Source organism: Limnohabitans sp. 2KL-1 (genome assembly GCF_003063435.1).
Classification (GTDB): Bacteria; Pseudomonadota; Gammaproteobacteria; order Burkholderiales; family Burkholderiaceae_C; genus Limnohabitans_A.
In genome coordinates this window covers 449,369-475,983 of record NZ_NESL01000003.1, presented here as the reverse complement: position 1 = coordinate 475,983, position 26,615 = coordinate 449,369, and the positions used below count along the sequence as shown (strand labels likewise).

General features: G+C 61.2%; 28 protein-coding genes. 20 read left to right on the top strand and 8 right to left on the bottom strand.

Features of this window, described 5'->3' with window-relative positions; genetic code table 11:
* Positions 1 to 18 precede the first annotated feature (18 nt).
* Complete coding sequence (locus B9Z47_RS10395) at positions 19 to 900, top strand: cytochrome c oxidase subunit 3 (RefSeq protein ID WP_108331144.1); 882 nt, start codon at positions 19 to 21, stop codon at positions 898 to 900.
* A gap of 113 nt (positions 901 to 1,013) precedes the next feature.
* On the opposite strand, the gene B9Z47_RS10390 is transcribed toward B9Z47_RS10395, so the two are convergent.
* Positions 1,014 to 1,247: a twin transmembrane helix small protein gene (locus tag B9Z47_RS10390; RefSeq protein ID WP_199226350.1), complete on the bottom strand. Its 234-nt coding sequence runs from the start codon at positions 1,245 to 1,247 to the stop codon at positions 1,014 to 1,016.
* 14 nt (positions 1,248 to 1,261) lie between these two features.
* Between B9Z47_RS10390 and B9Z47_RS10385 the strand changes: the two genes are divergently transcribed.
* The 5 genes from B9Z47_RS10385 to B9Z47_RS10365 are packed head-to-tail and all read left to right on the top strand — an operon-like array spanning position 1,262 to position 5,314.
* Positions 1,262 to 2,005, top strand: coding sequence for an SURF1 family protein (locus B9Z47_RS10385; RefSeq protein ID WP_108331142.1), 744 nt, complete (start codon positions 1,262 to 1,264; stop codon positions 2,003 to 2,005).
* Positions 1,956 to 2,669, top strand: coding sequence for a hypothetical protein (locus B9Z47_RS10380; protein ID WP_108331141.1), 714 nt, complete (start codon positions 1,956 to 1,958; stop codon positions 2,667 to 2,669). Before B9Z47_RS10385 ends, B9Z47_RS10380 begins: the two co-directional genes overlap by 50 nt.
* A gap of 3 nt (positions 2,670 to 2,672) precedes the next feature.
* Positions 2,673 to 3,803: a heme A synthase gene (locus B9Z47_RS10375; RefSeq protein ID WP_108331140.1), complete on the top strand. Its 1,131-nt coding sequence runs from the start codon at positions 2,673 to 2,675 to the stop codon at positions 3,801 to 3,803.
* The gene (gene cyoE, locus B9Z47_RS10370) at positions 3,800 to 4,696 is read left to right on the top strand and encodes a heme o synthase (protein WP_108331139.1); all 897 of its coding nucleotides are present in this window, start codon (positions 3,800 to 3,802) and stop codon (positions 4,694 to 4,696) included. Before B9Z47_RS10375 ends, cyoE begins: the two co-directional genes overlap by 4 nt.
* A gap of 9 nt (positions 4,697 to 4,705) precedes the next feature.
* Positions 4,706 to 5,314: an SCO family protein gene (locus B9Z47_RS10365; RefSeq protein ID WP_108331138.1), complete on the top strand. Its 609-nt coding sequence runs from the start codon at positions 4,706 to 4,708 to the stop codon at positions 5,312 to 5,314.
* Positions 5,315 to 5,391: 77 nt separating this feature from the next.
* Here the strand turns inward: B9Z47_RS10365 and B9Z47_RS10360 are convergent, their stop codons facing one another.
* Positions 5,392 to 6,387 carry a tripartite tricarboxylate transporter substrate binding protein gene (locus tag B9Z47_RS10360; RefSeq protein WP_108331137.1) on the bottom strand — a complete coding sequence of 332 codons (996 nt, stop codon included), beginning with the start codon at positions 6,385 to 6,387 and terminating at the stop codon, positions 5,392 to 5,394.
* A gap of 197 nt (positions 6,388 to 6,584) precedes the next feature.
* Between B9Z47_RS10360 and B9Z47_RS10355 the strand changes: the two genes are divergently transcribed.
* The gene (locus B9Z47_RS10355; protein WP_233253751.1) at positions 6,585 to 7,769 is read left to right on the top strand and encodes a S8 family peptidase; all 1,185 of its coding nucleotides are present in this window, start codon (positions 6,585 to 6,587) and stop codon (positions 7,767 to 7,769) included.
* A 164-nt stretch (positions 7,770 to 7,933) separates the two neighbouring features.
* Here B9Z47_RS10355 and rpoH read toward each other — a convergent pair whose 3' ends face one another.
* The gene (gene rpoH, locus B9Z47_RS10350) at positions 7,934 to 8,866 is read right to left on the bottom strand and encodes an RNA polymerase sigma factor RpoH (protein ID WP_108331135.1); all 933 of its coding nucleotides are present in this window, start codon (positions 8,864 to 8,866) and stop codon (positions 7,934 to 7,936) included.
* Between the two features lie 152 nt (positions 8,867 to 9,018).
* The gene (ftsY, locus tag B9Z47_RS10345) at positions 9,019 to 10,074 is read right to left on the bottom strand and encodes a signal recognition particle-docking protein FtsY (protein WP_108331221.1); all 1,056 of its coding nucleotides are present in this window, start codon (positions 10,072 to 10,074) and stop codon (positions 9,019 to 9,021) included.
* Between the two features lie 28 nt (positions 10,075 to 10,102).
* Here ftsY and B9Z47_RS10340 point away from each other — a divergent pair, with 28 nt between their 5' ends.
* Positions 10,103 to 11,554, top strand: coding sequence for a pitrilysin family protein (locus B9Z47_RS10340; RefSeq protein ID WP_108331134.1), 1,452 nt, complete (start codon positions 10,103 to 10,105; stop codon positions 11,552 to 11,554).
* A 64-nt stretch (positions 11,555 to 11,618) separates the two neighbouring features.
* Positions 11,619 to 13,070, top strand: a complete 1,452-nt coding sequence (locus B9Z47_RS10335; RefSeq protein ID WP_233253750.1) for a pitrilysin family protein — start codon at positions 11,619 to 11,621, stop codon at positions 13,068 to 13,070.
* A gap of 3 nt (positions 13,071 to 13,073) precedes the next feature.
* Here B9Z47_RS10335 and B9Z47_RS10330 read toward each other — a convergent pair whose 3' ends face one another.
* The gene (locus tag B9Z47_RS10330; protein ID WP_108331132.1) at positions 13,074 to 13,604 is read right to left on the bottom strand and encodes a hemerythrin domain-containing protein; all 531 of its coding nucleotides are present in this window, start codon (positions 13,602 to 13,604) and stop codon (positions 13,074 to 13,076) included.
* Between the two features lie 284 nt (positions 13,605 to 13,888).
* Here B9Z47_RS10330 and B9Z47_RS10325 point away from each other — a divergent pair, with 284 nt between their 5' ends.
* From B9Z47_RS10325 to coaD, 3 genes are all read left to right on the top strand, one after another.
* A complete protein-coding gene (locus B9Z47_RS10325) occupies positions 13,889 to 14,170 on the top strand; it encodes a cell envelope biogenesis protein TolA (protein ID WP_108331131.1) in 282 nt (93 codons plus the stop codon).
* Positions 14,171 to 14,319: 149 nt separating this feature from the next.
* Positions 14,320 to 14,967 (top strand): 16S rRNA (guanine(966)-N(2))-methyltransferase RsmD, encoded by a 648-nt coding sequence (gene rsmD, locus B9Z47_RS10320; protein WP_108331130.1) that lies wholly within the window; start codon positions 14,320 to 14,322, stop codon positions 14,965 to 14,967.
* Positions 14,968 to 15,018: 51 nt separating this feature from the next.
* Complete coding sequence (gene coaD / locus B9Z47_RS10315; RefSeq protein WP_108331129.1) at positions 15,019 to 15,525, top strand: pantetheine-phosphate adenylyltransferase; 507 nt, start codon at positions 15,019 to 15,021, stop codon at positions 15,523 to 15,525.
* Between the two features lie 75 nt (positions 15,526 to 15,600).
* On the opposite strand, the gene recJ is transcribed toward coaD, so the two are convergent.
* The 3 genes from recJ to B9Z47_RS10300 are packed head-to-tail and all read right to left on the bottom strand — an operon-like array spanning position 15,601 to position 18,914.
* Positions 15,601 to 17,310, bottom strand: a complete 1,710-nt coding sequence (recJ, locus tag B9Z47_RS10310) for a single-stranded-DNA-specific exonuclease RecJ (protein ID WP_108331128.1) — start codon at positions 17,308 to 17,310, stop codon at positions 15,601 to 15,603.
* The gene (locus tag B9Z47_RS10305; RefSeq protein ID WP_108331127.1) at positions 17,307 to 18,284 is read right to left on the bottom strand and encodes a hypothetical protein; all 978 of its coding nucleotides are present in this window, start codon (positions 18,282 to 18,284) and stop codon (positions 17,307 to 17,309) included. Before B9Z47_RS10305 ends, recJ begins: the two co-directional genes overlap by 4 nt.
* A 54-nt stretch (positions 18,285 to 18,338) precedes the next feature.
* On the bottom strand, positions 18,339 to 18,914 hold the full coding sequence (locus tag B9Z47_RS10300) for a cytochrome b (protein WP_108331220.1): 576 nt from the start codon (positions 18,912 to 18,914) through the stop codon (positions 18,339 to 18,341).
* 205 nt (positions 18,915 to 19,119) lie between these two features.
* Between B9Z47_RS10300 and B9Z47_RS10295 the strand changes: the two genes are divergently transcribed.
* From B9Z47_RS10295 to B9Z47_RS10260, 8 genes are all read left to right on the top strand, one after another.
* Positions 19,120 to 20,388, top strand: coding sequence for a lipoprotein-releasing ABC transporter permease subunit (locus B9Z47_RS10295; RefSeq protein WP_108331126.1), 1,269 nt, complete (start codon positions 19,120 to 19,122; stop codon positions 20,386 to 20,388).
* Positions 20,381 to 21,076, top strand: coding sequence for a lipoprotein-releasing ABC transporter ATP-binding protein LolD (gene lolD, locus B9Z47_RS10290; RefSeq protein ID WP_108331125.1), 696 nt, complete (start codon positions 20,381 to 20,383; stop codon positions 21,074 to 21,076). Before B9Z47_RS10295 ends, lolD begins: the two co-directional genes overlap by 8 nt.
* 8 nt (positions 21,077 to 21,084) lie before the next feature.
* A complete protein-coding gene (locus tag B9Z47_RS10285) occupies positions 21,085 to 21,909 on the top strand; it encodes a TatD family hydrolase (protein WP_108331124.1) in 825 nt (274 codons plus the stop codon).
* Complete coding sequence (locus tag B9Z47_RS10280; protein WP_233253749.1) at positions 21,906 to 22,541, top strand: DNA-deoxyinosine glycosylase; 636 nt, start codon at positions 21,906 to 21,908, stop codon at positions 22,539 to 22,541. The genes B9Z47_RS10285 and B9Z47_RS10280 overlap by 4 nt, the downstream gene beginning before the upstream one ends.
* Positions 22,538 to 23,308, top strand: a complete 771-nt coding sequence (locus B9Z47_RS10275; protein ID WP_108331123.1) for a spermidine synthase — start codon at positions 22,538 to 22,540, stop codon at positions 23,306 to 23,308. The genes B9Z47_RS10280 and B9Z47_RS10275 overlap by 4 nt, the downstream gene beginning before the upstream one ends.
* 148 nt (positions 23,309 to 23,456) lie before the next feature.
* On the top strand, positions 23,457 to 23,945 hold the full coding sequence (locus B9Z47_RS10270) for a tripartite tricarboxylate transporter TctB family protein (protein WP_108331122.1): 489 nt from the start codon (positions 23,457 to 23,459) through the stop codon (positions 23,943 to 23,945).
* Positions 23,946 to 23,958: 13 nt separating this feature from the next.
* A complete protein-coding gene (locus tag B9Z47_RS10265) occupies positions 23,959 to 25,470 on the top strand; it encodes a tripartite tricarboxylate transporter permease (RefSeq protein ID WP_108331121.1) in 1,512 nt (503 codons plus the stop codon).
* Between the two features lie 169 nt (positions 25,471 to 25,639).
* A complete protein-coding gene (locus tag B9Z47_RS10260) occupies positions 25,640 to 26,614 on the top strand; it encodes a tripartite tricarboxylate transporter substrate binding protein (RefSeq protein WP_108331120.1) in 975 nt (324 codons plus the stop codon).
* Position 26,615 lies beyond the last annotated feature (1 nt).

The window sequence follows — 26,615 nt, the reverse complement described above, 5'->3', positions numbered from 1 at the left end:
GAGAGAGCAGGAGTCCCCATGAGTTCAGCAGCACACGGCACCACGCCTTATTACTACGTCCCCCACGAGTCGCGCCATCCTGTCATGGCGGCGATCGGCTTGTTTTTCCTGATTCTGGGTGCAGGTCAGTGGATCAACGGTGCGGATTGGGGCATGTATTGCCTGTTTTTCGGCATGGCTTGGTGGTTGATCGTTTTGTACCAATGGTTTTCCGAGGCCGTGGCTGAAAGCGAGGGCGGCATGTACGGCCGCAAGATCGATCTTTCTTACCGTTGGAGCATGACCTGGTTCATCTTCTCCGAGGTCATGTTCTTTGGAGCCTTTTTCACCGCCTTGTGGTGGGCTCGCTCGCATTCGGTGCCAGCACTGGGCAGTCTCGAAAATGCCTTGTTGTGGCCTGACTTCAAAGCCGCCTGGCCCAGCTTGGTCGCCGGTGCCACGACATCGCCTGCCGGCATCATCGAGCCTTTCCAGACCATGGGCCCTTTCTGGTTGCCCACGATCAACACCGCTTTGCTGTTGACATCGGGCGTGACCCTGACCATTGCACACCACGCCCTCCAGGTGGGTGATCGCAGCAAGACCATCAAGTTCATGTGGATGACAGTACTTTTGGGCGTAACGTTCCTGTTTGTTCAGGGTTATGAATACGCCCACGCTTGGAGTGATTTGAACCTGAAGTTGTCGTCCGGCATCTACGGCTCGACTTTCTACATGTTGACCGGCTTCCACGGTTTCCACGTTCTGGTGGGCATGTTGATGCTCTTGTTCATCACTTTACGCCTGCAAAAAGGCCACTTCACCAAAGACCGCCATTTCGGTTTTGAAGGTGCGGCCTGGTACTGGCACTTTGTGGACGTGGTCTGGCTGGGCTTGTACATCCTGGTGTACTGGATGTGATTGGCCGATGGCTCAACAAAAAAGCGCCTTTGGGCGCTTTTTTGTTGCGGGCTGCAAGGGCCCATGTAGGTCGCACAGGGCATCACGCCTGTGGCCTTGGAAGGTTCGAGCTGTCAAGCGCCTGGCGGAATACCCGTCGGCTGAATCCAACCCATCTTCCAGGACACCAGCACGCAAATGAAGAGGACAATCGAAAAGCCCACCCGAAAAGCCAGTGCGGTGGCCATGTTGCCTTTTTTGGGCGCCTGACCTTCGGCAGGTGGCGCGCTGCCTCGCATCATGTACATCAGGGCCGCACCCAGACTCAACAAAATGGCAACGAAGGCGATGGCAACCAGAATTTTCATGGACACATTATCCAATGACTGAGAAAACCCCGAGCTGGCAAAGATGGCTGGTGCTTGGCATGGCGGTGCTCGGCGTGGCCGTGACCTTTTCCCTCGGTTTGTGGCAGCTGGGTCGGGCGGCCGAGAAAACAGCCTTGCAAGACGCCAGAACGCAGCAATCTGCGATGGCCGCACTGGACGGCCGTAGCTTGCGGCCTGCATCAAGCGACGAAGCCTCGCGTGCGGCGCTGATCCACAGGCGCATGGTGCTGACAGGGCATTGGCTTCCCCAGCACACGGTGTACCTGGAGAACCGGCAAATGAATGGCAAGCCCGGCTTCTTTGTGCTGACCCCGCTGCAAATCGAGGGCACCGGCGCGGTGATGCTGGTGCAGCGCGGCTGGGCGCAGCGCGCCTTCACCGACCGCACCGCATTGCCCCCCATCGAGACCCCGGCCGGGCAAGTCGAAGTGCCAGGGCATTTGGCCCCATGGCCATCAAGGCTCTATGACTTTGGCGGGACTGAGCAAGGCCCGATACGGCAAAATCTCGACCTGCAAGCATTTCGGCGCGAAACGGCGCTGCCTTTGCTCGAAGTCACCTTGTTGCAATCGGGTGCAGCGTCTGAAGGCTTGCTGCGCGAGTGGCCTGTGGTCGCCAGTGGTGTTGAAAAGCACCACGGATACGCTTTTCAATGGTTTGGCCTGAGTGGCCTGATCGCTCTACTTTATGTCTGGTTCCAAATTGTCCAACCCCGCCGCCAAAAACGACCTGCCTGACAGTCCCCTGGCCATGACCGTGCACGAGATGCCCCGCCCGGGAGATGTCGTGCAGGCCGATGCACAGCGCACGCGCATGGGCCGCTGGAAGATGATCGCCATGCTGCTGATCTGCGCTTCGCCGGTCATTGCTTCGTACTTCACCTACTACGTGGTGCGCCCGGAAGGACGCCGCAACTATGGTGAACTGATCCAGCCCCAAAAAGACATGCCCAAGGCTTCAGCACAAAATTTGCAGGGCGAGGCGGTGCCCCTGGCCAGCCTGAAAGGCCAGTGGCTGCTGGTGAATGTGGGCTCGGGTGCGTGCGCCGAGCGTTGCCAGCAAAACCTGTACTTCCAGCGCCAGCTGCGCGAAATTTTGGGCCGTGACAAGGACCGTCTCGATCGCGTCTGGTTGATCACCGACGATGCCCCGGTGTCCGAGAGCTTGCTGCCGGCCCTGAACATGGCACACGTGCTGCGCCTCGATGCCGCCAAGGTGCAAAGCTGGATCAGCCCGGCCCCAGGCCAGCAACTGCAAGACCATTTGTACGTGGTTGACCCGATGGGCAACTTCATGATGCGTTTCCCCGCCAACATGGATGTGCCCAGCGCGTCCAAAGCCAAACGCGATCTGGAGCGGCTGCTCAAGGCCTCATCGTCCTGGGACCAAGCGGGGCGCTGACACATGACCGAAGTGGACCTGTACAACCTGGCACCTGTTTTCCAGTTGATGGCCGTGGGCCTGGCCGTGGCAGCCTTGCCCCTGGCCTGGTGGTTTTGGCGGCAGCGCAGTGCCACGCCCGCCAGCCGTTTGAAGGCCTTGACCCTGATCACCTTGTTCCTGACCTTCGATTTGGTGCTGTTTGGCGCTTTCACGCGCTTGACCGATTCCGGTCTGGGATGCCCCGATTGGCCGGGCTGCTATGGCAGTGCCACACCCCTCGGGGCCAAAACCGAAATCACGGCGGCGCAGACCGCCATGCCCACCGGGCCCGTGACGCACGGCAAGGCCTGGATCGAGATGGTGCACCGCTACCTCGCCACAGGCGTGGGGGTGTTGATCATGAGCCTGGCTGCCATGACCTGGTGGCAGCGTCGTCACAGCCGCGTGCTCAGCCCCTGGTGGCCCACTTTCACACTGGTCTGGGTGTGCTTGCAAGGGGCATTCGGGGCGCTGACGGTGACCATGAAGCTGTTTCCCGCCATCGTGACCTTGCACCTGATGTTCGGCATCGGCTTGTTGGCTTTGCTGATGGCGCAGGCAGTGCGTTACGAAGGGGCTGCATCCCGGCCCATCCCGTTGGCCTTGCGCAGTGGTTTGTGGTGGGGCTTTGGCTTGCTGTGGCTGCAAATCACTTTGGGCGGCTGGGTCAGCACCAACTATGCGGTGCTGGCCTGTCCTGACTTTCCGACCTGCAACGGCCAGTGGGTGCCTGACATGAACTGGCAGGGCTTCAGCCTCTGGCGTGAACTGGGTCTCACGCCGAATGGCCAGGTCCTGCCATTTATAGCCCTGTCGACCATCCATTTTGTGCACCGCTCGGCGGCCTGGCTGGTGTTGGCGGTGTTGCTGTGGTGTGGCTGGCGCTTGCGTCAGCAAACGAATTTGCAGACGGCAGGCCGACTCTTGCTCGGCCTGTCGGCCCTGCAGTTCTTCACAGGTTTGAGCAATGTGGTGTTTGACTGGCCCTTGTTGGCCGCTGTGCTGCACACCGGGGGCGCTGCGGCGATGGTCGTCACGCTGACTTGGGTGCTCTCCATCAGTCGGGCCGATAATGCCCTGCGTATTTCCTCCCTTTCAAAGTCTGCCGAATGACCGCCGCCACCGCCCATTTGCCCTTGTCTGCCTGGCAACAGTATTACGCGCTGACCAAGCCCCGCGTGGTTCAGCTGATCGTCTTTTGTGCCCTGATCGGCATGGTGCTGGCCGTTCCCGGCGTGCCCAGCCTGGCCGAGTTGAAGTTGGGACTGTGGGCCTGCATCGGCATCTGGTTGGTGGCGGGTGCGGCAGCGGCCTTCAACTGTCTGGTCGAAAAAACCATCGACGCCAAAATGAAGCGCACCGCCTGGCGACCCACCGCCAAAGGCGAATTGAGTGACCGGCAGGCCTTGCTGTTCTCGGCCCTGCTCTGCGCGGTGGGCTCGGCGGTGCTGTACGCGCTGGTCAACCCGCTGACCATGTGGCTCACCTTTGCCACCTTTGTGGGCTACGCCATCATCTACACGGTGATCCTGAAACCGCTCACACCGCAAAACATCGTGATCGGCGGCGCCAGCGGGGCCATGCCGCCTGTGCTGGGGTGGGCCGCCATGACGGGCCAGGTCGGGCCTGAGGCGCTGATCCTGTTCCTGATCATCTTCCTGTGGACACCGCCGCACTTCTGGGCGCTGGCGCTGTACCGGGTGGAGGACTACCGCAAGTCGGGCCTGCCCATGCTGCCGGTGACACACGGCAACGAATTCACGCGCCTGCAGATCCTGCTGTACACCATCGTGCTGATGGCGTCCTGCCTGATGCCCTTTGTGTACGGCATGAGCTCTTGGTTGTACCTGGCCGCGGCGGTGGTGCTGAGCATCGGCTTCATCGGCTATGCGGTGGCTTTGTACCGCGAATATTCGGACGAGCTGGCTCGCAAGACCTTCCGTTTTTCGCTGATTCACCTGAGCGCCTTGTTTGCCGCTTTGTTGATCGACCATTACATTTTTTGAGACCCCAGCATGTTGCAACGCAGAGTTTTTTCACGCGCCGCCTTGGCTTTGGGTCTGGCTGCCATGGTCGGTGGCCTGATGGCTTGCGGTCAGGACAAACCGGCGTTCCGCGCGGTGGACATCACGGGTGCTGACTACGCGCAGGGCTGGGCGCTGAGCGACCAGGACGGCCAGGTGCGCACCCTCAAAGACTTCGCGGGCAAAGCCGTGGTGGTGTTTTTTGGCTTCACCCAATGCCCCGACGTCTGCCCCACCGCTTTGCAGGAAATGGCGCAGGCCAAACAATTGCTGGGGGCCGATGGTGCCAAGCTGCAGGGCATCTTCATCACAGTGGATCCTGAGCGCGACACACCGGAGTTGCTCAAGGCCTACATGGCCAATTTCGGGCCGGATTTTGTGGCCTTGCGCCCCACGCTGGAGCAGCTGCCCAAAGTGACCAAGGACTTCAAGATCTATTACAAAAAGGTCGAAGGCAAAACCCCCACCAGCTACACCATGGACCACTCGGCGGGCAGCTTCACCTTTGACCCGCAAGGGCGCATTCGCTTGTACAACCGCCATGCCAGCGGAGCGGAGGCGTTGGCCGCTGACGTCAAGATCCTGCTCAAGGGGCAGTGATTTGCACAGGCAAGGCAGGGTGCGGCCATCTCATCTGGCCGCAGACTTGCCGGGTACGTGTAAAGGCTTGAGAACCCTCAGTTCAACTCGATTTTCTGGCTGCGGATGATGTCACCCAGCGCTTTCGTGTCAGACTGAATGCGGTTGCGCAAACCTTCGGGCGACGAACCCACCACCTGCCAGCCTTGCTGGAACAAGCGGGCACGCATCTCGGGCGCACGCACGATGTCGCTGACCACGGCGGACAGCTTGTTGGCCACGGCGGTGGGCATTGAGGCGGGTGCTGCCACCGCGTTCCAGATTTCCAGCTGGTAATCCTTCACACCTGCTTCGGCCAAGCTGGGCACTTCCGGCGCGACCGGGCTGCGGCCGGTGCTGGTGGTGCCGATGGCCCGCAACTTGCCACTGCGCACCTGGGTTGCGGCCATGGCGGGAGGCAGCAAGGCCAGCTGCACTTGGCCGCCCAGCATGGCGGTGATGATTTGCGGGTTTCCAGGGTAGGGCACATGCACCGGCGCAATGCCCGCTTTGGTTTTGAGCAGTTCCATGCCCAGGTGCGCCACCGTGCCCACACCAGGCGAGGCATAACTGAGCTTGTCACCCGCTTTTTGGGCCTGGCTCAGCCATTCGGTGGCAGTTTGGCCGGGGGCCACGCCGGTCCCTGACGCGGGCACAGTCAGCACCAGCGGCGCTTTGCCGATCAGGCTGATAGGTGCCAAGTCTTTGAGCGGGTCATAAGGCACTTTGGGATTCAGAATGCGGGCAATGGTCATGTTGCCGTTGATCATCAGGCCCAAGGTGTGGCCGTCGGTGGACTTGGCCACCAAGTCTGCGGCGATGTTGCCGCCCGCCCCCACTTTGTTTTCCACGATGACGTTTTGACCCAGTGCCTTGGCCAAAGGTTCTGCCAAGGCCCGGGCGGTCAGGTCGGGGCTGGAGCCAGCAGGAAAGCCCACCACCAGCTTGATGGTTTGTGAGGGCCATTGACTGGGGCTTATTTGGCCAAAAGCCAGTGTAGTGATCATGCCACTGAGCGCGGTCAGGGCGAAGCGACGAGGCCAATGCGATTTCATGGGGGTGTCCTGTTCAATGGTCAGGTGAAGCGTTGTTGGCCTTGATCTTAGGTCATCCCTCCCGTCTGGCTGGCGGTTGACACATTCGTCGGCGGTGATGTAGAATTTATTTATATTGACACTTTTTTAATAAATGAAAGGTAATAATGATTAAATTAACATCATTGATGGCTGCTCTGGCTTTGAGTTGGAGCGGCATGGCTGCAGCCCAGACCAGTGATAAAAATTACGTCATCCGCTTCAAGGAAAGCGCCATGACGGTCGTCAAACCGGGATCGGTGCGTGACGAACGCATGGCTGCGGACCCCGCCGGCTGGGCTTATGTGGGCGAACGCGTGGTGGGCCATGTGCAGTCAATGGAGAAAAAGCACAACATCCGGGCCAACACGGTATTTGGCCGGGTTTTCAAGGGCATGTCTGCCCGCCTGACACAGGCTCAATTAGACGCCTTGCGTGCGGAACCTTCTGTGGACTTGATCGAAGAAGAACAAATCTTCAAGGTCGATGCGCGACCCGGCTCTGGTTCAACCACGGCCGTCAGTACCCAGTCGCTCCCGTGGGGCATCAGCAAAACACAGGCCACGCAAAGTTACACCCTGGCTGGCAATGGCGCGGGCACAGTCTCTGGTGTGCGTGTTTACGTGATTGATACCGGTGTGGACACCAAAAATGCAGACCTGAATCGTCCAGGGCACGTGAATTTTGTGGGCGATCTGCGCAACACCGATTGCAATGGCCATGGCACCCATGTGGCGGGCACGATTGGCGCTTACGACAACACAGCCGCTGTGGTGGGCATGGCCCCCGGCGTGCCCGTTTATGGTGTGAAGGTACTGGACTGCAACGGTTCGGGCACCACCACCTCGGTGATCAAGGGTGTGGACTGGGTGGCCGCCAATGCCATCCAACCCGCAGTGGCCAACATGAGTTTGGGCGGTGGTGCCAGCCAGATGCTCGACGACGCAGTGCGTGCCGCAGCAGCACGCGGCATCGTGTTTGCCATCGCGGCAGGCAATTCGGCGGCCAATGCCTGCACCGCATCGCCTGCCCGCATTGGCGGCGGTACGCCAGGCGTATTGGTCACAGCGGCGACTGACAGCAACGACCTTGAGGCGTCTTTCAGCAACTACGGCAGCTGTGTGGACATCTGGGCACCCGGCGTGAGCATCCCTTCGTTGAAACTCGGCGGTGGTGTGGTCAGCATGTCGGGCACATCCATGGCCAGTCCGCATGTGGGCGGAGCCGCTGCTTTATTTTGGGCACGCAATCCAGGTGCGACCTACGACACGGTGACCAGCACTTTGCGTCAGATGGCGCAGCCGACTGCCAACGTCAGCAAGGACGGCCGTGTCATCTACCGTTTGTTGGCCAACATCCAGTAAGTTGAAACGCGTGCCACTCATGAAAAAACCCGCCTGGGCGGGTTTTTTCATGGCCGTGAATCGTGTCGGGCGGTGCTTGCCTCAAGGACAAGTAACCACCCTGATGACACAGAAGCCGGGCCAAACGACCGGCTTCGGCGATTCAAGACGATCTCTTGGCGGTCTCAGGCAAATTCAACCAGTGCCTTTTTCATCTTTTTCATGGCCGCCACTTCGATCTGGCGGATGCGTTCGGCGCTCACGCCATATTCGGCCGCCAGATCGTGCAGCGTCATGCCGCCCGAGCCGTTGTCATTGACCTTGAGCCAGCGCTCTTCCACGATGCGGCGGCTGCGCGCATCCAGCACATTCAGCGCGCTCGCCAGACCATCGCTGGCCATCACATCGCGCTGGTGCGCTTCGATCATGGCGGTGGGCTCATGGTTCACATCGGCCAAGTAGGCAATGGGGCCAAAGGCCTGTTCGCCATCGTCCGATGGGGCCGGGTCCAGCAGCACATCGCCGCCGGACATGCGCATTTCCATCTCCAGCACCTCTTCGCGCTTGACGTTCAGGCTGTTCGCCATCGAGTCGACCTGGTCCGGCGTCAGGGTGTCGCGGTGCGTGCCCTCGTCGGCTTCGGATTTGAAGCCCTGTTTCATGGAGCGCAGGTTGAAGAAAAGCTTGCGCTGGGCCTTGGTGGTGGCCACCTTGACCATGCGCCAGTTTTTCAGGATGTACTCGTGGATTTCGGCCTTGATCCAGTGCAGCGCGTAGCTCACCAAGCGCACGCCCTGCTCGGGGTCAAAGCGCTTGACGGCCTTCATCAAGCCCACGTTGCCTTCCTGGATCAGGTCGCCGTGTGGCAGGCCATAGCCCAAGTATTGGCGCGACACCGACACCACCAAGCGCAGGTGCGAGAGCACCAGTTTGCGGGCGGCTTCGAGGTCGTCGTTGGCTTTGAGTTGGCGGGCAGCCTCTTGCTCTTCCTCGAGGGTGAGCATAGGCATGCGGTTGACCGCAGAAATGTAGGCGTCGAGGTGGCCGAGCGAGGGCACGACCGCCCAAGGGTTGCTCAGCGCAATGGCTGTGGCGGGCGAACCAGTTTGAATGTTCATACCAGAACTCCTTTCAGAATACTTGGATATTAGCACTCTCTCATGAGGAGTGCTAATGAGGGTCAATGTCGTATAAAGACTAGGGTTTTCCCGTATTTTGAGGGGTTGGCACTGGGCTGTCTGTGCGCTGACGGACATGCCCGCGCCGGGACTCAACCCAAGAGGGCTTGGGCAAACTCGCGGGCGTTGAAGGTTTCGAGGTCTTCCAGCTTCTCACCCACCCCGATGAAATACACCGGGATCGGCTTTTCGCGGGCTATGGCACACAGCACCCCGCCCTTGGCCGTGCCGTCCAGTTTGGTCACGATCAGGCCCGTGAGGCCCAGGGTGTCGTCAAACGCCTTGACCTGGGCCAGAGCGTTCTGACCGGTGTTGCCGTCGATCACCAGCAGCACCTCATGAGGGGCCGTGCCGTCGGCTTTTTGGACCACGCGCTTGATCTTTTTCAGCTCTTCCATCAGGTGCAGCTGGGTGGGCAGGCGGCCCGCCGTGTCCACCAGCACCACATCGCGCCCCCGTGCGCGGCCAGCGGTGACGGCGTCAAAGCTGACGGCGGCCGGATCGCCCCCCTGCTGGCTGACGATTTCGACCGTGTTGCGGTCGGCCCAGACGGCCAGCTGCTCTTTGGCGGCAGCGCGGAAGGTGTCGGCCGCCGCCAGCAACACACTCAGGCCCTCGTCGGCCAAGTGCTTGGTCAGCTTGCCGATCGAGGTGGTCTTGCCAGCGCCGTTGACACCCGCCACCATGATCACGGTGGGTTGGTGGTCGCCAATGGCCAGGGGCTTTTGCAAGGGCTGCAGCAGGTCGGTGACGGCATCGGCCAGCAAAGTCTTCACCTGTGAGGGGTCGGTGGCCTTGGTGTCTTTGACCCGGCGCTTGAGATCTTGCAGCAAATGTTCGGTGGCCTTGACACCGGTATCGGCCATGAGCAAGGCGGTTTCCAGCTCTTCGTACAGTTCGTCGTCGATGCGCGTGCCCGTGAAGACGGTGGTGATGCTGGAGCCGGTTTTGCGCAAGCCAGCCTTCAGGCGGTCCATCCAGCTTTGGCGCTCGGGCGGGGCCGCATCGGTGTGAACGGGCTGTGCGTCGTGGGCTTTGTCAGCTTGGGCTGCAGCCCTTGTCACCGGCACAGGCGCTGGCTGCGGCGCAGGGCTTGTGGCCGATTGGGCCTCGGAGGCTGGGGATTTTTTTTTGAAGAAACTGAACATGGTGTGGATTTCAAGGATCATGCATTCTATGAAACCGAACTTTCTTCTGGATATTTCTTTGGCCTTGGCCTTGGCGGCAGTGCCTTGGGGTGTAGGGGCACAAACCCCCGCAGGTGCATCCGCTTTGGCGGGACAAACTGAAAGCACTCCGGCCAGCGCCGCAGCCAAGACCCACACTTTTACCCTGTCCAACGGCATGACGCTGTGGGTCAAGCCCGACCGGCGGGCCCCCACGGCTGTGCACATGGTCTGGTTGCGCGTGGGCTCGATGGACGAGGTGGATGGCACCAGTGGCGTGGCCCATGTGCTGGAGCACATGCTGTTCAAGGGCACGCCCACGCTGGCAGCTGGCGAATTTTCGCGCCGGGTGGCGGCTTTGGGTGGGCGCGAAAACGCTTTCACGTCGAAGGATTACACCGGTTATTACCAGCAGATCCCGTCCAGTCAGCTGGAGGCGGTGATGCGGCTGGAGTCGGACCGTTTTGCCAACAACCAGTGGCCTGATGCCGAATTTGCCAAAGAGCTGGAAGTGGTCAAGGAGGAGCGCCGCTTGCGCACCGACGACAACCCGCGCGCCCAGTTGTACGAGATGCTGTCGGCCACCGCCTTGGCAGCCTCCCCCTACCGCCGTCCCATCGTGGGCTGGATGAGCGACCTGCAAGCCATGACGGCCCAGGACGCCCGCGATTTTTACCGCAAGTGGTACTCGCCCGCCAATGCCGTGGTGGTGGTGGCCGGTGATGTCGAGCCGTTGCAGGTCAAAGCCCTCGCCGAGAAATACTATGGCGCCATTCCTGCTCGCCCTGTGGCCGATCGCAAGCCTCAGCAAGAGCCCGCGCAGCAGGGTTTGCGGCGTTTTGAATTCAAGGCTCCCGCCGAGCAGTCGTATGTGGCGCTGGCCTTCAAGGTGCCGCGTTTGGCCAGCATGCAGGTCACGCCAGATCACGAGGACGCGCTGGCGCTGACGGTGCTGTCTGCGGTACTCGATGGTTACAGTGGTGCCCGTCTGGAGCGGGCGCTCACCCAAGGCGAGCAGCGCCTGGCCGACAGCGTGGGTGCCCACAACGGCCTGATGGGCCGCGGCCCGCAGTTCTTTTATCTGGAAGGGGTGCCGGCCAAGGGCCAGCCTCCCGAGGCCCTGGAAGCCGCCTTGCGAGCACAGATCCAGCGCGTGGCCGATGAAGGTGTGACCGACGCTGAACTCAAGCGCGTCAAAACCCAGTGGGTGGCCAGCGAAATCTACAAACTGGACTCGGTTTTTAACCAAGCGCGTGAACTGGGCGTGGCCTGGACCTTGGGTTTGCCGCCGGACCATGGTGAGCAGCTCATCGCTCGTTTGCGCCAGATCACCCCGGTGCAGGTGCAAGCGGTCGCGAAAAAATATTTTGGTGACGACAAGCTGACGGTGGCCATCTTGCGGCCTCAGCCGCTCTCGGGACAGCCCCGCCCTCGGCGTGCGGCCGTCGGGGCACGCCATTGACAGCGCTGGGGCCATCGCTCCATTTTTTGCCGCGCCATCGCCACACCGCGAAAGTGAACACGCCATGACTTTGATTTCTTCGGGTTCTATGAGCCCGTTTCCTGCCCGATCTTCAGCTCAGCCTGCGTGTCACGCTGCGGGCAGCCGCGGGGCCCAACGGACTGCTTTGTCGGGCCTTGCCCGCTCGGCCTTGCTGGGTGCCTGCCTGTTGGCCAGCAACTGGGCACAGGCGGCCTTGCCCATCCTGCATTGGACGCAGCCCAGCGGGGCGCGCGTGTACTTGGTGGAAAGCCATGCCATTCCCATGGTCGATGTGCAGATCGATCTGGACGCGGGCAGTCGCCGCGATCCATCGCTTCAAGCGGGCCTGGCCTCGGTCATGGCCGGGCAAATCGCCAGCGGCATGCGGACCAGTCCGACAGGCCAAGGGCCGTATGCCCAGGCCATGGATGAAAACGCGATCGGTGAAGCCTGGGCCGACCTGGGGGCCAGTTTTGGCGTCAGTGCCAGCGCAGACCGCATGAGCTTTTCCTTGCGCAGCCTGAGTTACCCCGATTTGCTGAACCAGGCCGTGGCGCTGGCTGCCCGGCAAATGGCGCACCCGTCCTTTCCCGAAGCCATCTGGCTGCGCGACCGTGAACGCATGAGTGCGGCCATCCGCGAGTCGCTGACCAAACCCGGTACGCAGGTGCAACAGCGTTTCGCCACGGCAGTGTATGGCGCGCACCCTTATGGATTTCGAGCCACGCCCGAAACCCTTTCGCGCATCGGGGCGCAAGACTTGCATCAACTGCATGCCCAGTCACTGCGCGCTTGCCGCGCTTCGGTGAGCGTGGTGGGGGCGCTCAGCCGCGCGCAGACCGATGCCCTGGTCCAGCGATTGCTGGCGCTGTGGCCCAGCGACTCGGGGTGCCAGCCATTGCCGCCAGTGGCCGAAGTGGCCAGCTTGGTCGATGCACAAAAACTGAGCGTGCCTTTTGACTCGGCCCAAGCCCATGTGCTGATGGGCCAGCCCGGCTACAAGCGCAACGACCCTGATTTTTTTGCGCTGCTGGTGGGCAACCACATTTTGGGCGGCGGTGGTTTTGTGTCGCGCCTGACCGAACAGGTGCGTGAAAAGCGCGGCCTGAGCTACAGCGTCTACAGCTATTTTTCACCGGGCCTGCACGCGGGGGCTTTCACTGTTGGCCTGCAAACCCGGCCTGACCAAGCAGAGCAAGCGGTCGCGGTCGCCAAAGATGTGGTGCAAGCCTTTGTGCGCGAGGGCCCGACCGAGGCCGAGTTGCAAGCGGCCAAATCCAATCTGGTGGGCGGGTTTGCGCTGCGCATCGACAGCAACCGCAAGCTGCTCGACAACGTGGCCAACATCGCCTGGAACCGGTTGCCGTTGAATTACCTGGACACCTGGACGCAACAAATCGAGCGCTTGGGTGTGGGCGACGTGCGCCGGGCCATGGCTCGGGTGCTGCAACCCGAGCGCATGGTCACCGTGGTGGTGGGGGTGCCTGCGCCCTGAGTGTCAAATGTGGGCCGCGAAATGCGGCACATGCCGCATGTGCAAGCTCAGGCCCAGGGCCGCCAAGTGGTTGTCGTTGCGCCCGAGAATGGACTGGGCCAACGGTAAAAAATCTTGTTCCTCAAGCCGGGCATGCGCCTGGTAACGGTCCACCATGGACTGCAATGCCAGCACATCCAGCGTGGTGTCCTGGCCCTTGGCCACTTTGCGCAAACCGGGCTCCAGCGATTCCCACAGTTTTTCGAGAGCGCGGTGGTCGTGCGTCAATTGCTCGGTCAGGCCCTCGACACTCAAGCGTTCTTCACCAGCGACAGCACTTTGACGCACGGCAGGGAACAGGTCCAGTTCTTCTTCGCTGTGATGGCTGTACATGGCTTGGCTGAAGAAGGCCAAAGACTCTTCGGCAATTCTTCGGGCTTGAGCGGCCGGTCCCAGCAAGGCCGGCAAGCCCCCCATGCGCGACAACTGGGCAAAGATGCCTAGGTGGCAGTTGGAGAAGTGTGAAATCGGGGCTTCGGTGTTGGAGGTGGTCATGGCGTTTCGCATCAAGGTCTGTATCCAGTGGCCACTCTAGAGGGCTTGGGTCCTTGGCTCCAGCGTGATCTGCTGGGCATTTGATGTGCGTCATGTTCGCGTCGTCAAAATGCCCGGCAGTGGATGGACATGGGCGATGTGCCTGCGGCCCAGGCAAGGTGGCGGGGAAACACATGGCGTTACAACTGCATGTCTCTTGGGGTCATCAGCGGCGTGTCGGGCCGCGTTGTAGTTGCAAGTCCAGCAAGGTGTTGGACTGACAACCTGAATCAAGGACCCTTCTCATGAACAAGCTGCTCGCCACCCTCGTCGCCGGTTTCTTTGCTGCCGGTGCATTCGCCCAAGCCCCTGCGGCTGCGCCCGCTGCAGCTGTGGCTGCACCTGCTGCGGCAGTAGCCACGGCCAAAACAGAGGTCAAAGACGCCAAAGCCGATGCCAAAGCCAAGGCGGAGAAAAAAGCCGCTGCCAAAGCGGAAAAGAAAGCGGCCAAAGCAGCCGCCAAGGCTGATGCCCCAGCGGCCAAGGCCGAAGCCAAAGCGGATGCCAAAGCCGCTCAACCCAAGTGAGCTGAATGGCCAGGCCTCGGCCTGGCTCATGGCCTCAGAAAAAACCAGCTGCGTGCTGGTTTTTTTCTGCCTGTGTGTCGTGCAGGGTGCGGGTCTTCTTGGATGAGCCGGCAAATCGCTTGGCTTCATGGCCTTTACACTTGCTGCCTATGCCCTCATCCAAATCTTCACGGCAGTCGCCCAGCGGCAATGCCCGCAAACCAGATGCCAAAAAGCCGGTGCACCGTGCGCCCAAAGGCCCGCCTTCGCACGAGATCCGCATCATCGGCGGGCAGTGGCGCCGCACCCGGTTGAAGGTGATTGACAAACCGGGCTTGCGCCCCACGCCCGATCGCGTGCGTGAAACGCTGTTCAATTGGTTGGGCCAAGACTTGAGTGGCTGGCGCTGTGTGGATGCGTTTGCTGGCACCGGCGTGCTGGGTCTGGAAGCCGCTTCGCGTGGCGCAGCCCATGTGCTGATGGTCGAGCAAGACGCTGTGCTGGTGCGTGATTTGCAAGAGAATGCTGCGCGCCTCAAAGCCGACAGGGTCAACGTCCAGCGGGGTGATGCTGTCACGGCTTTGGGCCGCTTGCCTGCGGGCAGCGTGGACCTGGTCTTTCTCGACCCACCGTTTGACGGACCCTGGTTTGAGCCCGCCCTGAAAGCAGCGGCCAAGGCCGTGCCTGCGGGGGGCTGGATTTATCTGGAAGCGCCTGTGGCCTGGACCGCTGAAGCACTGGGTGTTTTGGGGCTCCAATGTGAACGCCACCTCAAAGCAGGTGCCGTGCATGCGCATTTGTTGCAACGGACCGCATAATTTGCCGGCCAAGCTACCTAAAACCCGTCCCCGTTTTTCAAGGACCCCACCATGAGCCGATCTGCCAACGCCGCTGTGACCGCCGTGTATTCAGGCACCTTTGACCCGCTGACGCTGGGGCACGAGGACGCGATTCGCCGCGCCGCTCAGCTCTTTGACCAAGTCATCATCGCCGTGGCCCGGGCGCACCATAAAAACACGATGTTCTCTTTGGACGAGCGGCTGGCTTTGGCGCAAGCCGCGCTGGCCGATTGCCCCAACGTGAAGGCACTGCCATTTGATGGCTTGATTGTGGAGTTTGTGCGTTCGCAAAACGCCCAGGTCATCGTGCGCGGCCTGCGCTCGGTGACCGATTACGACTACGAAACGCAAATGTCGGGCATGAACCGCCATCTGGCCCCCGAGGTGGATACGGTGTTTTTGCACACCAGCGCGGGCGTGCAGCACATCAGCAGCACCTTGGTGCGCGAGATCGCCAAGCTGGGCGGCGATGTGTCGGGGCTGGTGTCGGCTCCGGTGCTCAACGCCTTGCAGGCCAAGGTCGCGACCAAGCACTGAGAGACATGTCGGGGCTGAAGCCACCGACCTGCCAAAGACGCTCCCTGTAGGTCGGACCTTCAGGTCAGACGTTCCTCAAAGCTCCGCGCCTTCCACCAAAAACCGCACCCGCTTTTGGCCCTGCCATTCGTCTGCGTCGAGCCGATAAGCCAGTTTCACCCGCGCAGGCAAAGGCTCAGTCCGGCCAAACCAGATGCCCTCGACCGGCTGGCCTTGGTGCTTCATCTTGAGCGACAGGTGTTTTTCGCCCACCAGACGCTGCGACACGATCTCGATTTCTTCGCAAAACACGGGCGGTGCAAAGCCTTGGCCCCAGACCTTGTGGTGCAGCATGTCCACCAGGTCTACCCGGCGGTATTCGGCAGGCAGCGGGCCATCGGTTTCCAGTCGGCGTTGCAGGGTGGCGGCGTCCAGCCATTCCATGGCGACTTGGTTGAGCGTTTCTTCAAACACATCCAGGTGTTCTTCGGCAATGGTGCAGCCCGCCGCCATGGCGTGGCCGCCAAAGCGCAGCAGCACGCCGGGCGCGCGTTTGGCCACCAAGTCGAGTGCATCGCGCAAATGAAAACCCGCAATGGAGCGGCCCGAGCCCTTGAGTTCGTGCTCCTTGCCAGGCGCGCTGCTGGCCGCAAACACAAAGGTGGGGCGGTGCAGCTTGTCCTTGATGCGCGAGGCCACGATGCCCACCACGCCTTCGTGAAAATCCGGGTCGAACACACAAATGGCGGGCGGCGGCTCGTCGCCCTCGTCAAACAGCGATTCGGCCATTTCCATGGCCATCTCGCGCATGTCGCCCTCGATCACGCGGCGTTCGCGGTTGATCGCGTCCAGCTGCTTGGCCAGCTCGTCGGCGCAGCCCGCGTCGTCGGTCAGCAGGCATTCGATGCCCAGCGTCATGTCGGCCAGACGGCCTGCGGCGTTGATGCGTGGGCCCAAAGCGAAGCCAAAGTCAAAAGTCGTGGCCTTGGCGGTTTCGCGGCCCGCTGCGCGCATCAGCGCCGACATGCCGGGCGGCAGTGCGCCTGCACGCACGCGGCGCAGGCCTTGGGCCACCAGGCGGCGGTTGTTGGCGTCGAGCTTGACCACATCGGCCACGGTGCCCAAAGCCACCAACGGCAGTAGGGCGTCTAACCTGGGTTGATTGCTCGCGTCAAAAACACCACGCTGGCGCAGCTCGGCCCGCAGGGCCAGCAGCACGTAAAACATCACGCCCACGCCCGCGATCGATTTGCTGGTGAAGCTGCAACCGGGCTGGTTGGGGTTGACGATGACTTCGGCGGCAGGCAGTTCGCTGCCGGGCAAATGGTGGTCGGTCACCAGCACCTGCAGGCCCAGCGCTTGCGCGGCTTGCACGCCCGCCACGCTGGCGATGCCGTTGTCCACGGTGATCAACACATCCGCGCCTTGCTTGTGCACGCGTTCGGCAATCGGGGGCGTGAGGCCGTAGCCGTCCACCACGCGGTCTGGCACCAGGTAGCTGACGTTGTGTGCCCCCAGCATGCGCAGGCCACGCACGGCCACGGCGCAGGCGGTGGCCCCGTCGCAGTCGTAATCGGCCACGATGCACAGGCGCTTGTTGTCAGCCATGGCGTCGGCCAGCAGTTTGGCGGCCTCGTGGGTGCCCAACATGCCGGCCGGGGGCAGGAGCAGGTTCAGGGCGTCGTCGAGTTCGTCTTTGGATTGCACGCCACGGGCGGCATACAGGCGGGCCAGCAGGGGGTGGATGCCCGCTTGTTCCAGCGCCCAGGCGCTGCGGGGGGGCACATCTCGGGTGAGCAAATTCATGGGGTGATGAGGGCTTGAAGAGCCGCTGCAGGTGTGGCTTTGTTGAAGAGTCGTTGGAATGCGCGTGTTGTGCGCTGGTGCCAGCCAGCAGGCGCTGCCGTGTAAGTGTGCGCCGCGTGTTCGCTGCACAGGCTCAGCGTGGCCTGGCCGGTGGCTTTGAAGTGGGCCAGCAAGTCGGCCATGGCGGTGGCGTCGAGTTGTTGCCAGGCTTGTCGCCAGGCCTGCACATCGCCGCGCAAAGCACTGTGACGCAGGGCGTCGGGTATTTTCAGATGGGGTGTTGAGATGGCCGCATCAACGGGCAGCGTGCCCGCCCCGTGCGGCCAAAAAGAATTGACGGCGATTTGCCTGCGTGCGTCGCGGGCATTGTTCACTGGGTGGTTGTACAGCAGCATTTGCATTTCGCTTTGCAGGCGTTGCAAGGGGCGTGCGGCCGTGCCGGCAGGCATCCAGTCTTTCACGTTTTGACCGATCACCCGGTCGAGCGAGGCGGTGGCCAGTTCGGCCAGCATGTCACCGCTGGCGTGCCACAGCAAGGCGCTGTGCCAAGTCACCTGCAAGCCGTCTTCCAGCAAAAACGGCTGCATTGCCTCCAGCAGTTGCTGCGACTCCTCGTCCGACAGCTGCAAATGCGCCGGGTCGGCCATGACCACTTGATCCATGCCCACTTGCCAGTGGCAGGGCGTCATCCAGGCTTGGTGTAAGGCGTTGGTGGTGACTTGCCTGGGGTTGTTGCATGCGTTGTGCCAGGCGGCCCAGGGCAAGCTCGCGTGGGTGTCGGCGGTGTTCCAGCCCAGGGCGCTGGCATGCAGACGCTCGTGGGGCATGTACAGCGGTGTGGTGTCGGTGTCTTGCATGACCTGTTGGCGCTGCAAAAGGGCCAGCAGAGCCTGTAAATTTGGCAGCTGCAAGCCCGTCAAAGCCTCTTGGCCGAAAAAGCCATGACTGGCCGCATAAGGAATGATCAGGTGCATGGGGCCTGATTGTCGCAGGCCCCACCTTTGAAAATTGAAGGGAAGTGATGAACTTCATGCGCTGCGCAAATGGCGCAGCGACATGCGCTCGATGAGCTTGTCTTTCAAAATCCATTGATGGCCCAAGGCGGCGGTGATGTGCAGTCCGATCAGCCAATAGCTGGCCACACCGAGGGTTTCGTGCAAACCTTTGATTTGCTTGGAGAGGTCTTTGTCCGGCACCATCAGTGCAGGCAATTCAAAACCCAAAAACGGGATGGGTTTTCCGGCTGCACTCAAGGACAACCAGCCCAATAATGGCATGCCAATCATCACGGCATAAAGTCCAATATGGGCCAGCTGAGCCATGCCCTTGATCCAAGGGCCCCCCGGAATATGGGCAGGCTTGGGCTGCGGGCTCAGGACCCGGTTTGCTGCGCGCAACAAAACCAGGGCCAGCACGACAAGGCCGAGCATGAAATGCACGGTTTTTATCATCTCGCGTGGTTCTGTGCCTTTTTCAAAGAGCACTCGCAATTCAATGCTGGCAAACACCGCGATCAAAAGTCCAAACATGATCCAATGCAGTGCGATCACGGTACCGCGGTAATGCGTTGGGGTGGGCGGGTTTGTGGGTATAGAGGTTTTCATGGTGAAAATGAGATAAAAACAAAAAAGGGCGATGACACGCAAGAATTATTCTTGGCTGCGCTGAAGACAGCCTGAAGCTGCAGGTCTCAGGAAACTTGGCCAAGGTGCGTCAGTCGATCAATGTGTCCCGCCGCTAACCGTGCCGGCACGGGCCTTTGGTTGACGCGGGATGAGTCGTTGGGTTCATTCGTCACAATACGGGTCTATGTCTTTTTTCAAAAACATTCCCTACGAGCTGGTGCTCGGCTGGCGCTACACGCGTGCAGGCCGCGCCACACGGCGCAATGGCTTCATTTCCTTCATTTCGGGGGTGTCCATGATGGGCATTGGCCTCGGGGTGGCCGCGCTCATCATCGTCCTGAGCGTGATGAACGGGTTTCAAAAAGAAGTGCGCGACCGCATGTTGGGCGTGGTCTCGCACATCGAGGTTTATGCGGCCGATGGTGCGGCTGTGGCCGAATTGCCTGCTTTGCTGGCCCGGCTGAAGGCGCATCCGCAAGTGGTGGGTGCTGCGCCTTTCATCACCGCGCAGGCTCTGCTGGCGCGGGGCGACGACATGAAAGGTGTGCTGGTGCGCGGCATCGACCCGGCGCTGGAGCCCGAAGTCAGCGATTTGTCGAACGATACGCAAGCCGGTGTGCTGCAGCATCTGCAGCCGGGCGCGTTCAGCCTGGTGCTGGGCCGCGATCTGGCCAACAACCTGGGCGTGCAGACCGGTGACCCAGTGACCTTGGTGTCGCCGTCTGGTCAAGTCACGCCTGCTGGGGTGGTGCCGCGCATGAAGCAGATGGGTGTGGTGGGCACGTTTTCATCGGGGCACTACGAATACGACTCGGCGCTGGCGCTGATGCATGTGGACGACGCTGCCCGCATGTTCCGGCTGGAAGGCCCGAGCGGCGTGCGCCTGAAACTGCGTGATTTGCATCTGGCGCGTGAGGCGGCGCGTGATCTGCAGCTGGCATTGGGCCCGCAGTTCTTTGTGCGCGACTGGACGCAGCAAAACCGCACCTGGTTTGCCGCCGTGCAGGTCGAAAAACGCATGATGTTCATCATCCTCACCCTGATCGTGGCGGTGGCGGCCTTCAATCTGGTCAGCACGCTGGTGATGACGGTGACCGACAAGCGCGCCGACATCGCCATCTTGCGCACGCTGGGGGCCAGCCCGCGCAGCATCATGGGCATTTTTGTGGTGCAGGGCGCCACGGTGGGCGTGATCGGCACCCTGAGTGGTTTGTTGCTGGGCCTGCTGGTGGCTTTCAACATCGACGTGATCGTGCCCGCCTTGGAAAAGCTGTTCAACGCCAGCTTTTTGCCGCGTGACATTTACCTGATCAGCCGCATGCCCAGCGAGCCGCTGGCCAGCGACATTTTGCCGGTGGCCATCATTTCTTTGGTGTTGGCCTTTGTGGCCACGCTCTACCCCAGCTGGCGCGCCAGCCAGGTCAACCCGGCGGAGGCGCTGCGTTATGAGTGATACGAAAAATCCCGTGGTGCTTCAGGCCCAGGGCCTGACCAAGCGCTTCACCGAAGGGCGGCTGGATGTGACTGTATTGCAGGGCGTGGACCTGGCCGTGCACGCGGGTGAGACGCTGGCCATCGTGGGTGCCTCGGGTTCGGGCAAAAGCACCTTGTTGCATTTGTTGGGCGGGCTGGATGCGCCCACGCAAGGCGCGGTGCAGCTCAAAGGGCAGTTGCTGTCGGCCTTGAGTGCGGCCGAGCAAGGCCAGTGGCGCAACCGCTATCTGGGTTTTGTCTACCAGTTTCACCACTTGCTGCCCGAGTTCAGCGCCCTGGACAACGTGGCCATGCCGCTGTGGATTCGCCGCCAAGACCGCACCGAAGCCGCCGCCGTGGCCACGCAGTGGCTGCAGCGTGTGGGACTGGGTGAGCGTCTGCATCACCGGCCGGCCGAGTTGTCGGGTGGTGAACGCCAGCGCGTAGCGCTGGCCCGCGCCTTGGTGAACGACCCGGCGTGCGTGCTGGCCGACGAGCCCACGGGCAACCTGGACCGCGAAACGGCGGACGGTGTGTTTGCGATGATGTTGCAACTGGCCCGCGAGCGCGGCACCGCCTTTGTAGTGGTCACACACGACCAAGCGCTGGCTGCACGTTGCGACCGTCAGCTGCACCTGGTCAAGGGTGTGTTGCAAGCGCCTGTCTGAATTTTCGAATGTGGATCGACACGCATTGCCATCTGGACGCGGCCGAGTTTGATGCCGACCGCGAAGCGGTGCGTGCAACGGCCCGCCAGGCCGGTGTGACGCGCTGTGTGATTCCGGCGGTGCACGCCAAGCACTGGGCCGAGGTGGCGCAGCTGGCTCAGTGGCACGGCGACGCTTACGCCTTGGGCATCCACCCTTTGTTTGTGCCGCATGCGCAGGACGGTGACTTGCTGGCGCTGGACCAGGCCCTGAGCGAGCGCGCAAGCGACCCGAGGCTGGTGGCGGTGGGCGAGATCGGGCTGGACTTTTTTGTGCCCGAACTGTGCACCCCCGCCATGCGTGAACGCCAATGGTTTTTTTACACCGCGCAACTGAAGTTGGCCCAAAAGCACGGCCTGCCCGTGATCCTGCATGTGCGGCGCTCGGCCGACCTGTTGCTCAAAGGCCTGCGTCAGTGCCCGGTGCTTTCAGGCATCGCGCACGCCTTCAATGGCAGCGCCCAGCAGGCGCAGGCCTTTGTGGACATGGGCTTGGCGCTGGGTTTTGGCGGCACGCTGACCTATGAGCGGTCTTTGCAGCTGCGCAGCCTGGCCTGCCATCTGCCACTGACCCATATCGTGCTGGAGACCGATGCGCCCGACATCCCGCCGCAGTGGCTCTACCGGACGGCCGAGCAGCGGGAGCAGGGCGAGCCTCAAGGTCGCAACAGTCCGACCGAATTGCCCCGCATCGCGCAGGTCCTGGCCGATGTGCGGGGCGTGTCCTTGAACGATCTGGCTGCGGCCACCACGCGCAATGCATTGCGGGTCTTGCCGAAGTTGGCGCGCACATGAGTGGTCAGGTGAGTCAGCAGATGAGCGGGCCTGTGCAGACCGATGCTTCGGCGTCCCTTCGCCTGCAGGGCTTGCCTCCAATGGTGTGCGCTGACACCCGCGTGCTGGTGTTGGGCAGTTTTCCGAGCGTCAAATCATTGCAGTTGCAGCAGTACTACGCCCACCCGCAAAACCATTTCTGGCGCATCATGCAGGCCCTGTGGCCCGATGCGCCCTGGCCCGCTGACCGCGACTACACCCTGCGCTGTCAGTGCCTGCTGGCCCAAGGCGTGGGTGTGTGGGATGTGTACGCGCAATGCGAGCGCGAGGGCAGTCTGGACAGCGCGATCCGTGCTGCGCAACTCAATGATTTCCCGGACCTGTTGCAGCGCTGCCCACGGCTGAGTGGCATCGCCCACAATGGGGCAGAAAGCTTTCGCCATGCCAAGGCGGTCAAAAAATCACTGATGCAGGCCGGTTTGGCCGAGCAAGTCACGCTCCATCGCCTACCATCGACGAGTCCCGCCCATGCGTCGTGGACCTTTGAACAAAAACGCGCTGCCTGGTGCGCGGTCATGCAAACGCATGGCCTTTGGCCCGGCACTGCAGCTGGCGCAGCCTCACTCGCGCGCGCCCATGGAAACCCTGAATGACCCGCAAAAAAGCCGCCAACAAAGCCATTGAACTGCCCGAAGTCAATTTCTCCGAAGACGGCGAAATCCGTTATCTGCACCTGGGCACCGAATGGATTCAGGGCTCGATGTTTCTGGACCGGCCCTTTGACATCGAGTTGGAATACGTGCAGCGCATGTTTGGCTGGCTGCTGTTTTTCCCGCATGCCGAGGTCAAGGGTGCACACGCCATGCAGCTGGGGCTGGGGGCGGGCACCATCACCAAGTTTTGCTACAAGAAACTCAAGATGACCTGCACCGCTATCGAACTCAACCCTGGTGTGCTGCACGCCTGCCGGGGCTGGTTTCGCCTGCCGCCCGACGATGAACGCTTGCGTGTGGTGTTGGCCGATGCGGCGCAGGAAATCCAGTCGGACGAATGGCGTGGCACGGTCGATGCGCTGCAGGTGGATTTGTACGACGAAGAAGCCGCAGCCCCGGTGCTGGACACGCCTGACTTCTACCGCCATTGCCGTGATCTGCTCAGCCCACAAGGCTGCATGACCGTGAACCTGTTTGGCCGCTCGTCCAGCTACGGTGAAAGTGTGGAAAAAATTTGCGCCGCCTTTGGCGAAGATGCGGTCTGGGCTTTCAAGTCCACGCGCGAGGGCAATGCCATCGTGCTCGCGCAGCGCACCGCCAGCCGACCCTCACGCGATGCCTTGCTGGCGGCAGCCAGCGCCATCGAAGAAAAATGGGGCCTGCCTGCACCGAAATGGCTCAAGGTTTTCAAGCCCTTGAGCAAGTGAGTGTTGTCAGCGAAAACCTGCATCTTTGTGGGGTGTGTATCAGGGTAAACCATGTGCTCGTCACCCCGGCGACATAGGTGTAACCCACATCACTGAAAGCGCAATGTTCACGCAAAATCTCGTCAACTCAAATCAGAGGAGATATCTCGTGAACATCAAAAGTCAAAAAGACTTTTTCTCAGGACTGTTTTACCTTGTGGCAGGCGGCGCCTTCGCATTTGGCGCTACGAACTACAACGTGGGTACAGGTGCCCGCATGGGGCCAGGCTACTTCCCGCTTTTGCTGGGCATTTTGTTGGCCATCATCGGCGCGTTCGTCATGTTCAAGTCCTTGACAGTGGAAACCCAGGGCGGCGACAAAATCGGCTCATGGGCCTGGAAACCTTTGTTTTTCATCATCGCCGGCAACTTGTTGTTTGGCATTTTGTTGGGGGGCTTGCCGAGTATGGGCTTGCCTGCCATGGGATTGATTGCGGCCATTTATGGCACCACTTTGGTGGTCAGCCTGGCCGCAGACAGTTACAAGCTGAAGGAAGTTCTGATTCTGGCCACGGTCCTGTCGATTGGCAGTTATGCAGCCTTCGTGTTGCTGCTGAAACTGCAGTTCCCTGTCTGGCCCACATTCATCACCGGTTGAGGATTAAAAAATCATGGAATTGTTTGACAACCTCGCCCTGGGTTTTGGGGTGGCCTTCACCTTCCAGAACCTGATTTATGCGTTCATCGGCTGCCTGCTCGGGACCCTGATCGGCGTCTTGCCTGGTGTGGGCCCTGTGGCCACCATTGCCATGCTGCTGCCTGCCACCTACGCTTTGCCCCCAGTGGCTGCGTTGATCATGTTGGCCGGTATCTACTACGGCGCCCAATATGGTGGCTCCACCACCGCCATTTTGGTCAACCTGCCGGGAGAAGCCTCCTCGGTGGTGACCATGATCGATGGCTATCAGATGGCCCGCAAAGGCCGGGCCGGTCCTGCTTTGGCAGCGGCGGGTCTGGGCTCTTTCTTTGCCGGTTGCGTGGGTACCTTGATTTTGGCGGCCTTTGCAGGTCCGCTGACTGAAGTGGCCTTCAAGTTCGGCCCGGCCGAATACTTCTCGCTGATGGTGCTGGGCCTGATCGGCGCTGTGGTGCTGGCTTCGGGTTCCCTGATCAAGGCCGTGGGCATGATCGTGCTGGGTTTGCTGATGGGCCTGATCGGCACCGACGTGAACTCGGGTGTGGCCCGTTTCAGCTTTGACATTCCTGAACTGACCGACGGTGTGGGTTTCATCACCATCGCCATGGGTGTGTTCGGTTACGGCGAGATCATCTCCAACCTGTCCAAGCCTGAAGAAGACCGCGAAGTCTTCACAGCCAAAGTGACTGGCTTGATGCCCAACGTCGAAGATTTCAAGAACATGGTGCCTGCTGTGTTGCGCGGTACCGCCTTGGGTTCGGCCTTGGGTATCCTGCCCGGTGGTGGTGCCTTGTTGGCAGCTTTTGCGGCTTACACCATCGAGAAGAAAACCAAACTCCGTCCAGGCGAAGTGCCTTTCGGTCAAGGCAACATCCGTGGTGTGGCCTCGCCCGAGTCGGCCAATAACTCGGCTTCGCAGACTTCCTTCATCCCTCTGTTGACGCTGGGCATCCCGCCCAACGCCGTCATGGCCTTGATGGTGGGTGCGATGACCATCCACAACATCCAGCCTGGCCCCCAGGTGATGACCAGCAACCCCGAGCTGTTCTGGGGTCTGATCGCCTCGATGTGGATCGGCAACGCCATGTTGATCATCCTGAACCTGCCGCTGATCGGCATCTGGATCAAGCTGCTGACGGTGCCTTACCGCTGGTTGTTCCCGGCCATCGTGTTGTTCTGCGCCATTGGTGTGTATTCGACCAACAACAACACCTGGGACATCTGGATGGTGGCCATGTTCGGTGTGGTGGGCTACACCTTCATCAAACTCGGCATGGAGCCTGCGCCTTTGCTGCTGGGCTTTATTCTGGGCCCCATGATGGAGGAAAACCTGCGTCGCGCCATGCTCTTGTCGCGTGGCGACTGGAGCGTGTTTGTCACGCGACCCTTGTCGGCAGGTTTGCTGGCGGCGGCTGTGTTGCTGCTGGTCATCGTGGCCTTGCCGTCCATCAAGTCCAAGCGTGAAGAAGCTTTCGTCGAAGAGTGACGAACGCTTGATCACAGCGCACAACGGCCTCTTCGGAGGCCGTTGTCATTGGTGCTTTGCCCAGATAGCCGTCTTCGTGGTTTTGTCGCTTGGGTGCAGCAGGGCCGCAGTGCGTCTGAGAAAATAGACGTTTTCTTGCTTGCAAGATGGTTCTATCTGGAGTGTTCCCATGAACAAAACAAACTGGCTCCGTGGCCTGTGCGCTGCGGCTGCGGTGCTGATCGGCTGCGGCACGGCTCAAGCCCAGAACTACCCCAGCAAACCTGTGCGCTTGATCGTGCCGTTCCCGGCGGGCGGGGCCACCGATTTGTTTGCGCGTACTTTGTCGCAAAAGCTCAGCGAAAAAATGGGCGCTTCCCTGGTGGTGGAAAACCGCCCGGGTGCTGGAGGCACGCTGGGCTCCGATCTGGCGGCCAAGGCCAGCCCGGATGGCTACACCTTGTTGCTGTCCACCTCCAGCACCCACTCGATTGGCCCCAACTTGAACCCGCGCATGCCCTACGACGCGGTCAAGGATTTCACCCCCATCAGCCAGGTGGGCAATGCGCCCAGCATCATGCTGGTGCCCAACAGCTCTCCGGCCAAAACGGTCAAGGAGTGGATCGACTACGCCAAAAAGAACCCCGGCCGTTTGAACTACGCATCGAGCGGCAACGGCACCATCGTGCAGTTGTCGGCGGAGCTGTTCAAGGCGCAGGCCGATCTGTTTGTCGTGCACATCCCCTACAAGGGCACAGCCTTGGCCATTCCCGATCTGGTCAGTGGCAAGGTCGATGTGCTTTTTGACAGCTTGCCCACCGGGCTGCCGCATGTGCGCGATGGCCGTTTGCGTGCCTTGGGTGTGACCACCCTCAAACCCACCGCTTTGGCGCCCGGCGTCCCCCCTATTGCCGATGTCCTGCCGGGTTACGAGTCCAACACCTGGTTTGGTTTGTTTGGCCCCAAAGGTTTGCCACCCGAAGTGGTGAGCCGTGTGAACACAGCGGCCAACCAAGTGCTGCAGGACCCGGAAGTCATCGACAAGCTGCAGCGCCTGGGCATTGAGCCCGTGGGTGGCACGCCCGCTCAGTTCAGCGCCATGTTGGCCAAAGAGTCGGCCAAATGGAAAAAGATCATCACCGAACGCAAGATCACTTTGGAATGAC

Coding starts and splice junctions, on each gene's coding strand:
- B9Z47_RS10395 (WP_108331144.1), top strand. CDS start 19: ATGAGTTCAGCAGCACACGGCACCACGCCTTATTACTACGTCCCCCAC.
- B9Z47_RS10390 (WP_199226350.1), bottom strand. CDS start 1,247: ATGAAAATTCTGGTTGCCATCGCCTTCGTTGCCATTTTGTTGAGTCTG.
- B9Z47_RS10385 (WP_108331142.1), top strand. CDS start 1,262: ATGACTGAGAAAACCCCGAGCTGGCAAAGATGGCTGGTGCTTGGCATG.
- B9Z47_RS10380 (WP_108331141.1), top strand. CDS start 1,956: ATGTCTGGTTCCAAATTGTCCAACCCCGCCGCCAAAAACGACCTGCCT.
- B9Z47_RS10375 (WP_108331140.1), top strand. CDS start 2,673: ATGACCGAAGTGGACCTGTACAACCTGGCACCTGTTTTCCAGTTGATG.
- cyoE (WP_108331139.1), top strand. CDS start 3,800: ATGACCGCCGCCACCGCCCATTTGCCCTTGTCTGCCTGGCAACAGTAT.
- B9Z47_RS10365 (WP_108331138.1), top strand. CDS start 4,706: ATGTTGCAACGCAGAGTTTTTTCACGCGCCGCCTTGGCTTTGGGTCTG.
- B9Z47_RS10360 (WP_108331137.1), bottom strand. CDS start 6,387: ATGAAATCGCATTGGCCTCGTCGCTTCGCCCTGACCGCGCTCAGTGGC.
- B9Z47_RS10355 (WP_233253751.1), top strand. CDS start 6,585: ATGGCTGCAGCCCAGACCAGTGATAAAAATTACGTCATCCGCTTCAAG.
- rpoH (WP_108331135.1), bottom strand. CDS start 8,866: ATGAACATTCAAACTGGTTCGCCCGCCACAGCCATTGCGCTGAGCAAC.
- ftsY (WP_108331221.1), bottom strand. CDS start 10,074: ATGTTCAGTTTCTTCAAAAAAAAATCCCCAGCCTCCGAGGCCCAATCG.
- B9Z47_RS10340 (WP_108331134.1), top strand. CDS start 10,103: ATGAAACCGAACTTTCTTCTGGATATTTCTTTGGCCTTGGCCTTGGCG.
- B9Z47_RS10335 (WP_233253750.1), top strand. CDS start 11,619: ATGACTTTGATTTCTTCGGGTTCTATGAGCCCGTTTCCTGCCCGATCT.
- B9Z47_RS10330 (WP_108331132.1), bottom strand. CDS start 13,604: ATGACCACCTCCAACACCGAAGCCCCGATTTCACACTTCTCCAACTGC.
- B9Z47_RS10325 (WP_108331131.1), top strand. CDS start 13,889: ATGAACAAGCTGCTCGCCACCCTCGTCGCCGGTTTCTTTGCTGCCGGT.
- rsmD (WP_108331130.1), top strand. CDS start 14,320: ATGCCCTCATCCAAATCTTCACGGCAGTCGCCCAGCGGCAATGCCCGC.
- coaD (WP_108331129.1), top strand. CDS start 15,019: ATGAGCCGATCTGCCAACGCCGCTGTGACCGCCGTGTATTCAGGCACC.
- recJ (WP_108331128.1), bottom strand. CDS start 17,310: ATGAATTTGCTCACCCGAGATGTGCCCCCCCGCAGCGCCTGGGCGCTG.
- B9Z47_RS10305 (WP_108331127.1), bottom strand. CDS start 18,284: ATGCACCTGATCATTCCTTATGCGGCCAGTCATGGCTTTTTCGGCCAA.
- B9Z47_RS10300 (WP_108331220.1), bottom strand. CDS start 18,914: ATGAAAACCTCTATACCCACAAACCCGCCCACCCCAACGCATTACCGC.
- B9Z47_RS10295 (WP_108331126.1), top strand. CDS start 19,120: ATGTCTTTTTTCAAAAACATTCCCTACGAGCTGGTGCTCGGCTGGCGC.
- lolD (WP_108331125.1), top strand. CDS start 20,381: ATGAGTGATACGAAAAATCCCGTGGTGCTTCAGGCCCAGGGCCTGACC.
- B9Z47_RS10285 (WP_108331124.1), top strand. CDS start 21,085: ATGTGGATCGACACGCATTGCCATCTGGACGCGGCCGAGTTTGATGCC.
- B9Z47_RS10280 (WP_233253749.1), top strand. CDS start 21,906: ATGAGTGGTCAGGTGAGTCAGCAGATGAGCGGGCCTGTGCAGACCGAT.
- B9Z47_RS10275 (WP_108331123.1), top strand. CDS start 22,538: ATGACCCGCAAAAAAGCCGCCAACAAAGCCATTGAACTGCCCGAAGTC.
- B9Z47_RS10265 (WP_108331121.1), top strand. CDS start 23,959: ATGGAATTGTTTGACAACCTCGCCCTGGGTTTTGGGGTGGCCTTCACC.
- B9Z47_RS10260 (WP_108331120.1), top strand. CDS start 25,640: ATGAACAAAACAAACTGGCTCCGTGGCCTGTGCGCTGCGGCTGCGGTG.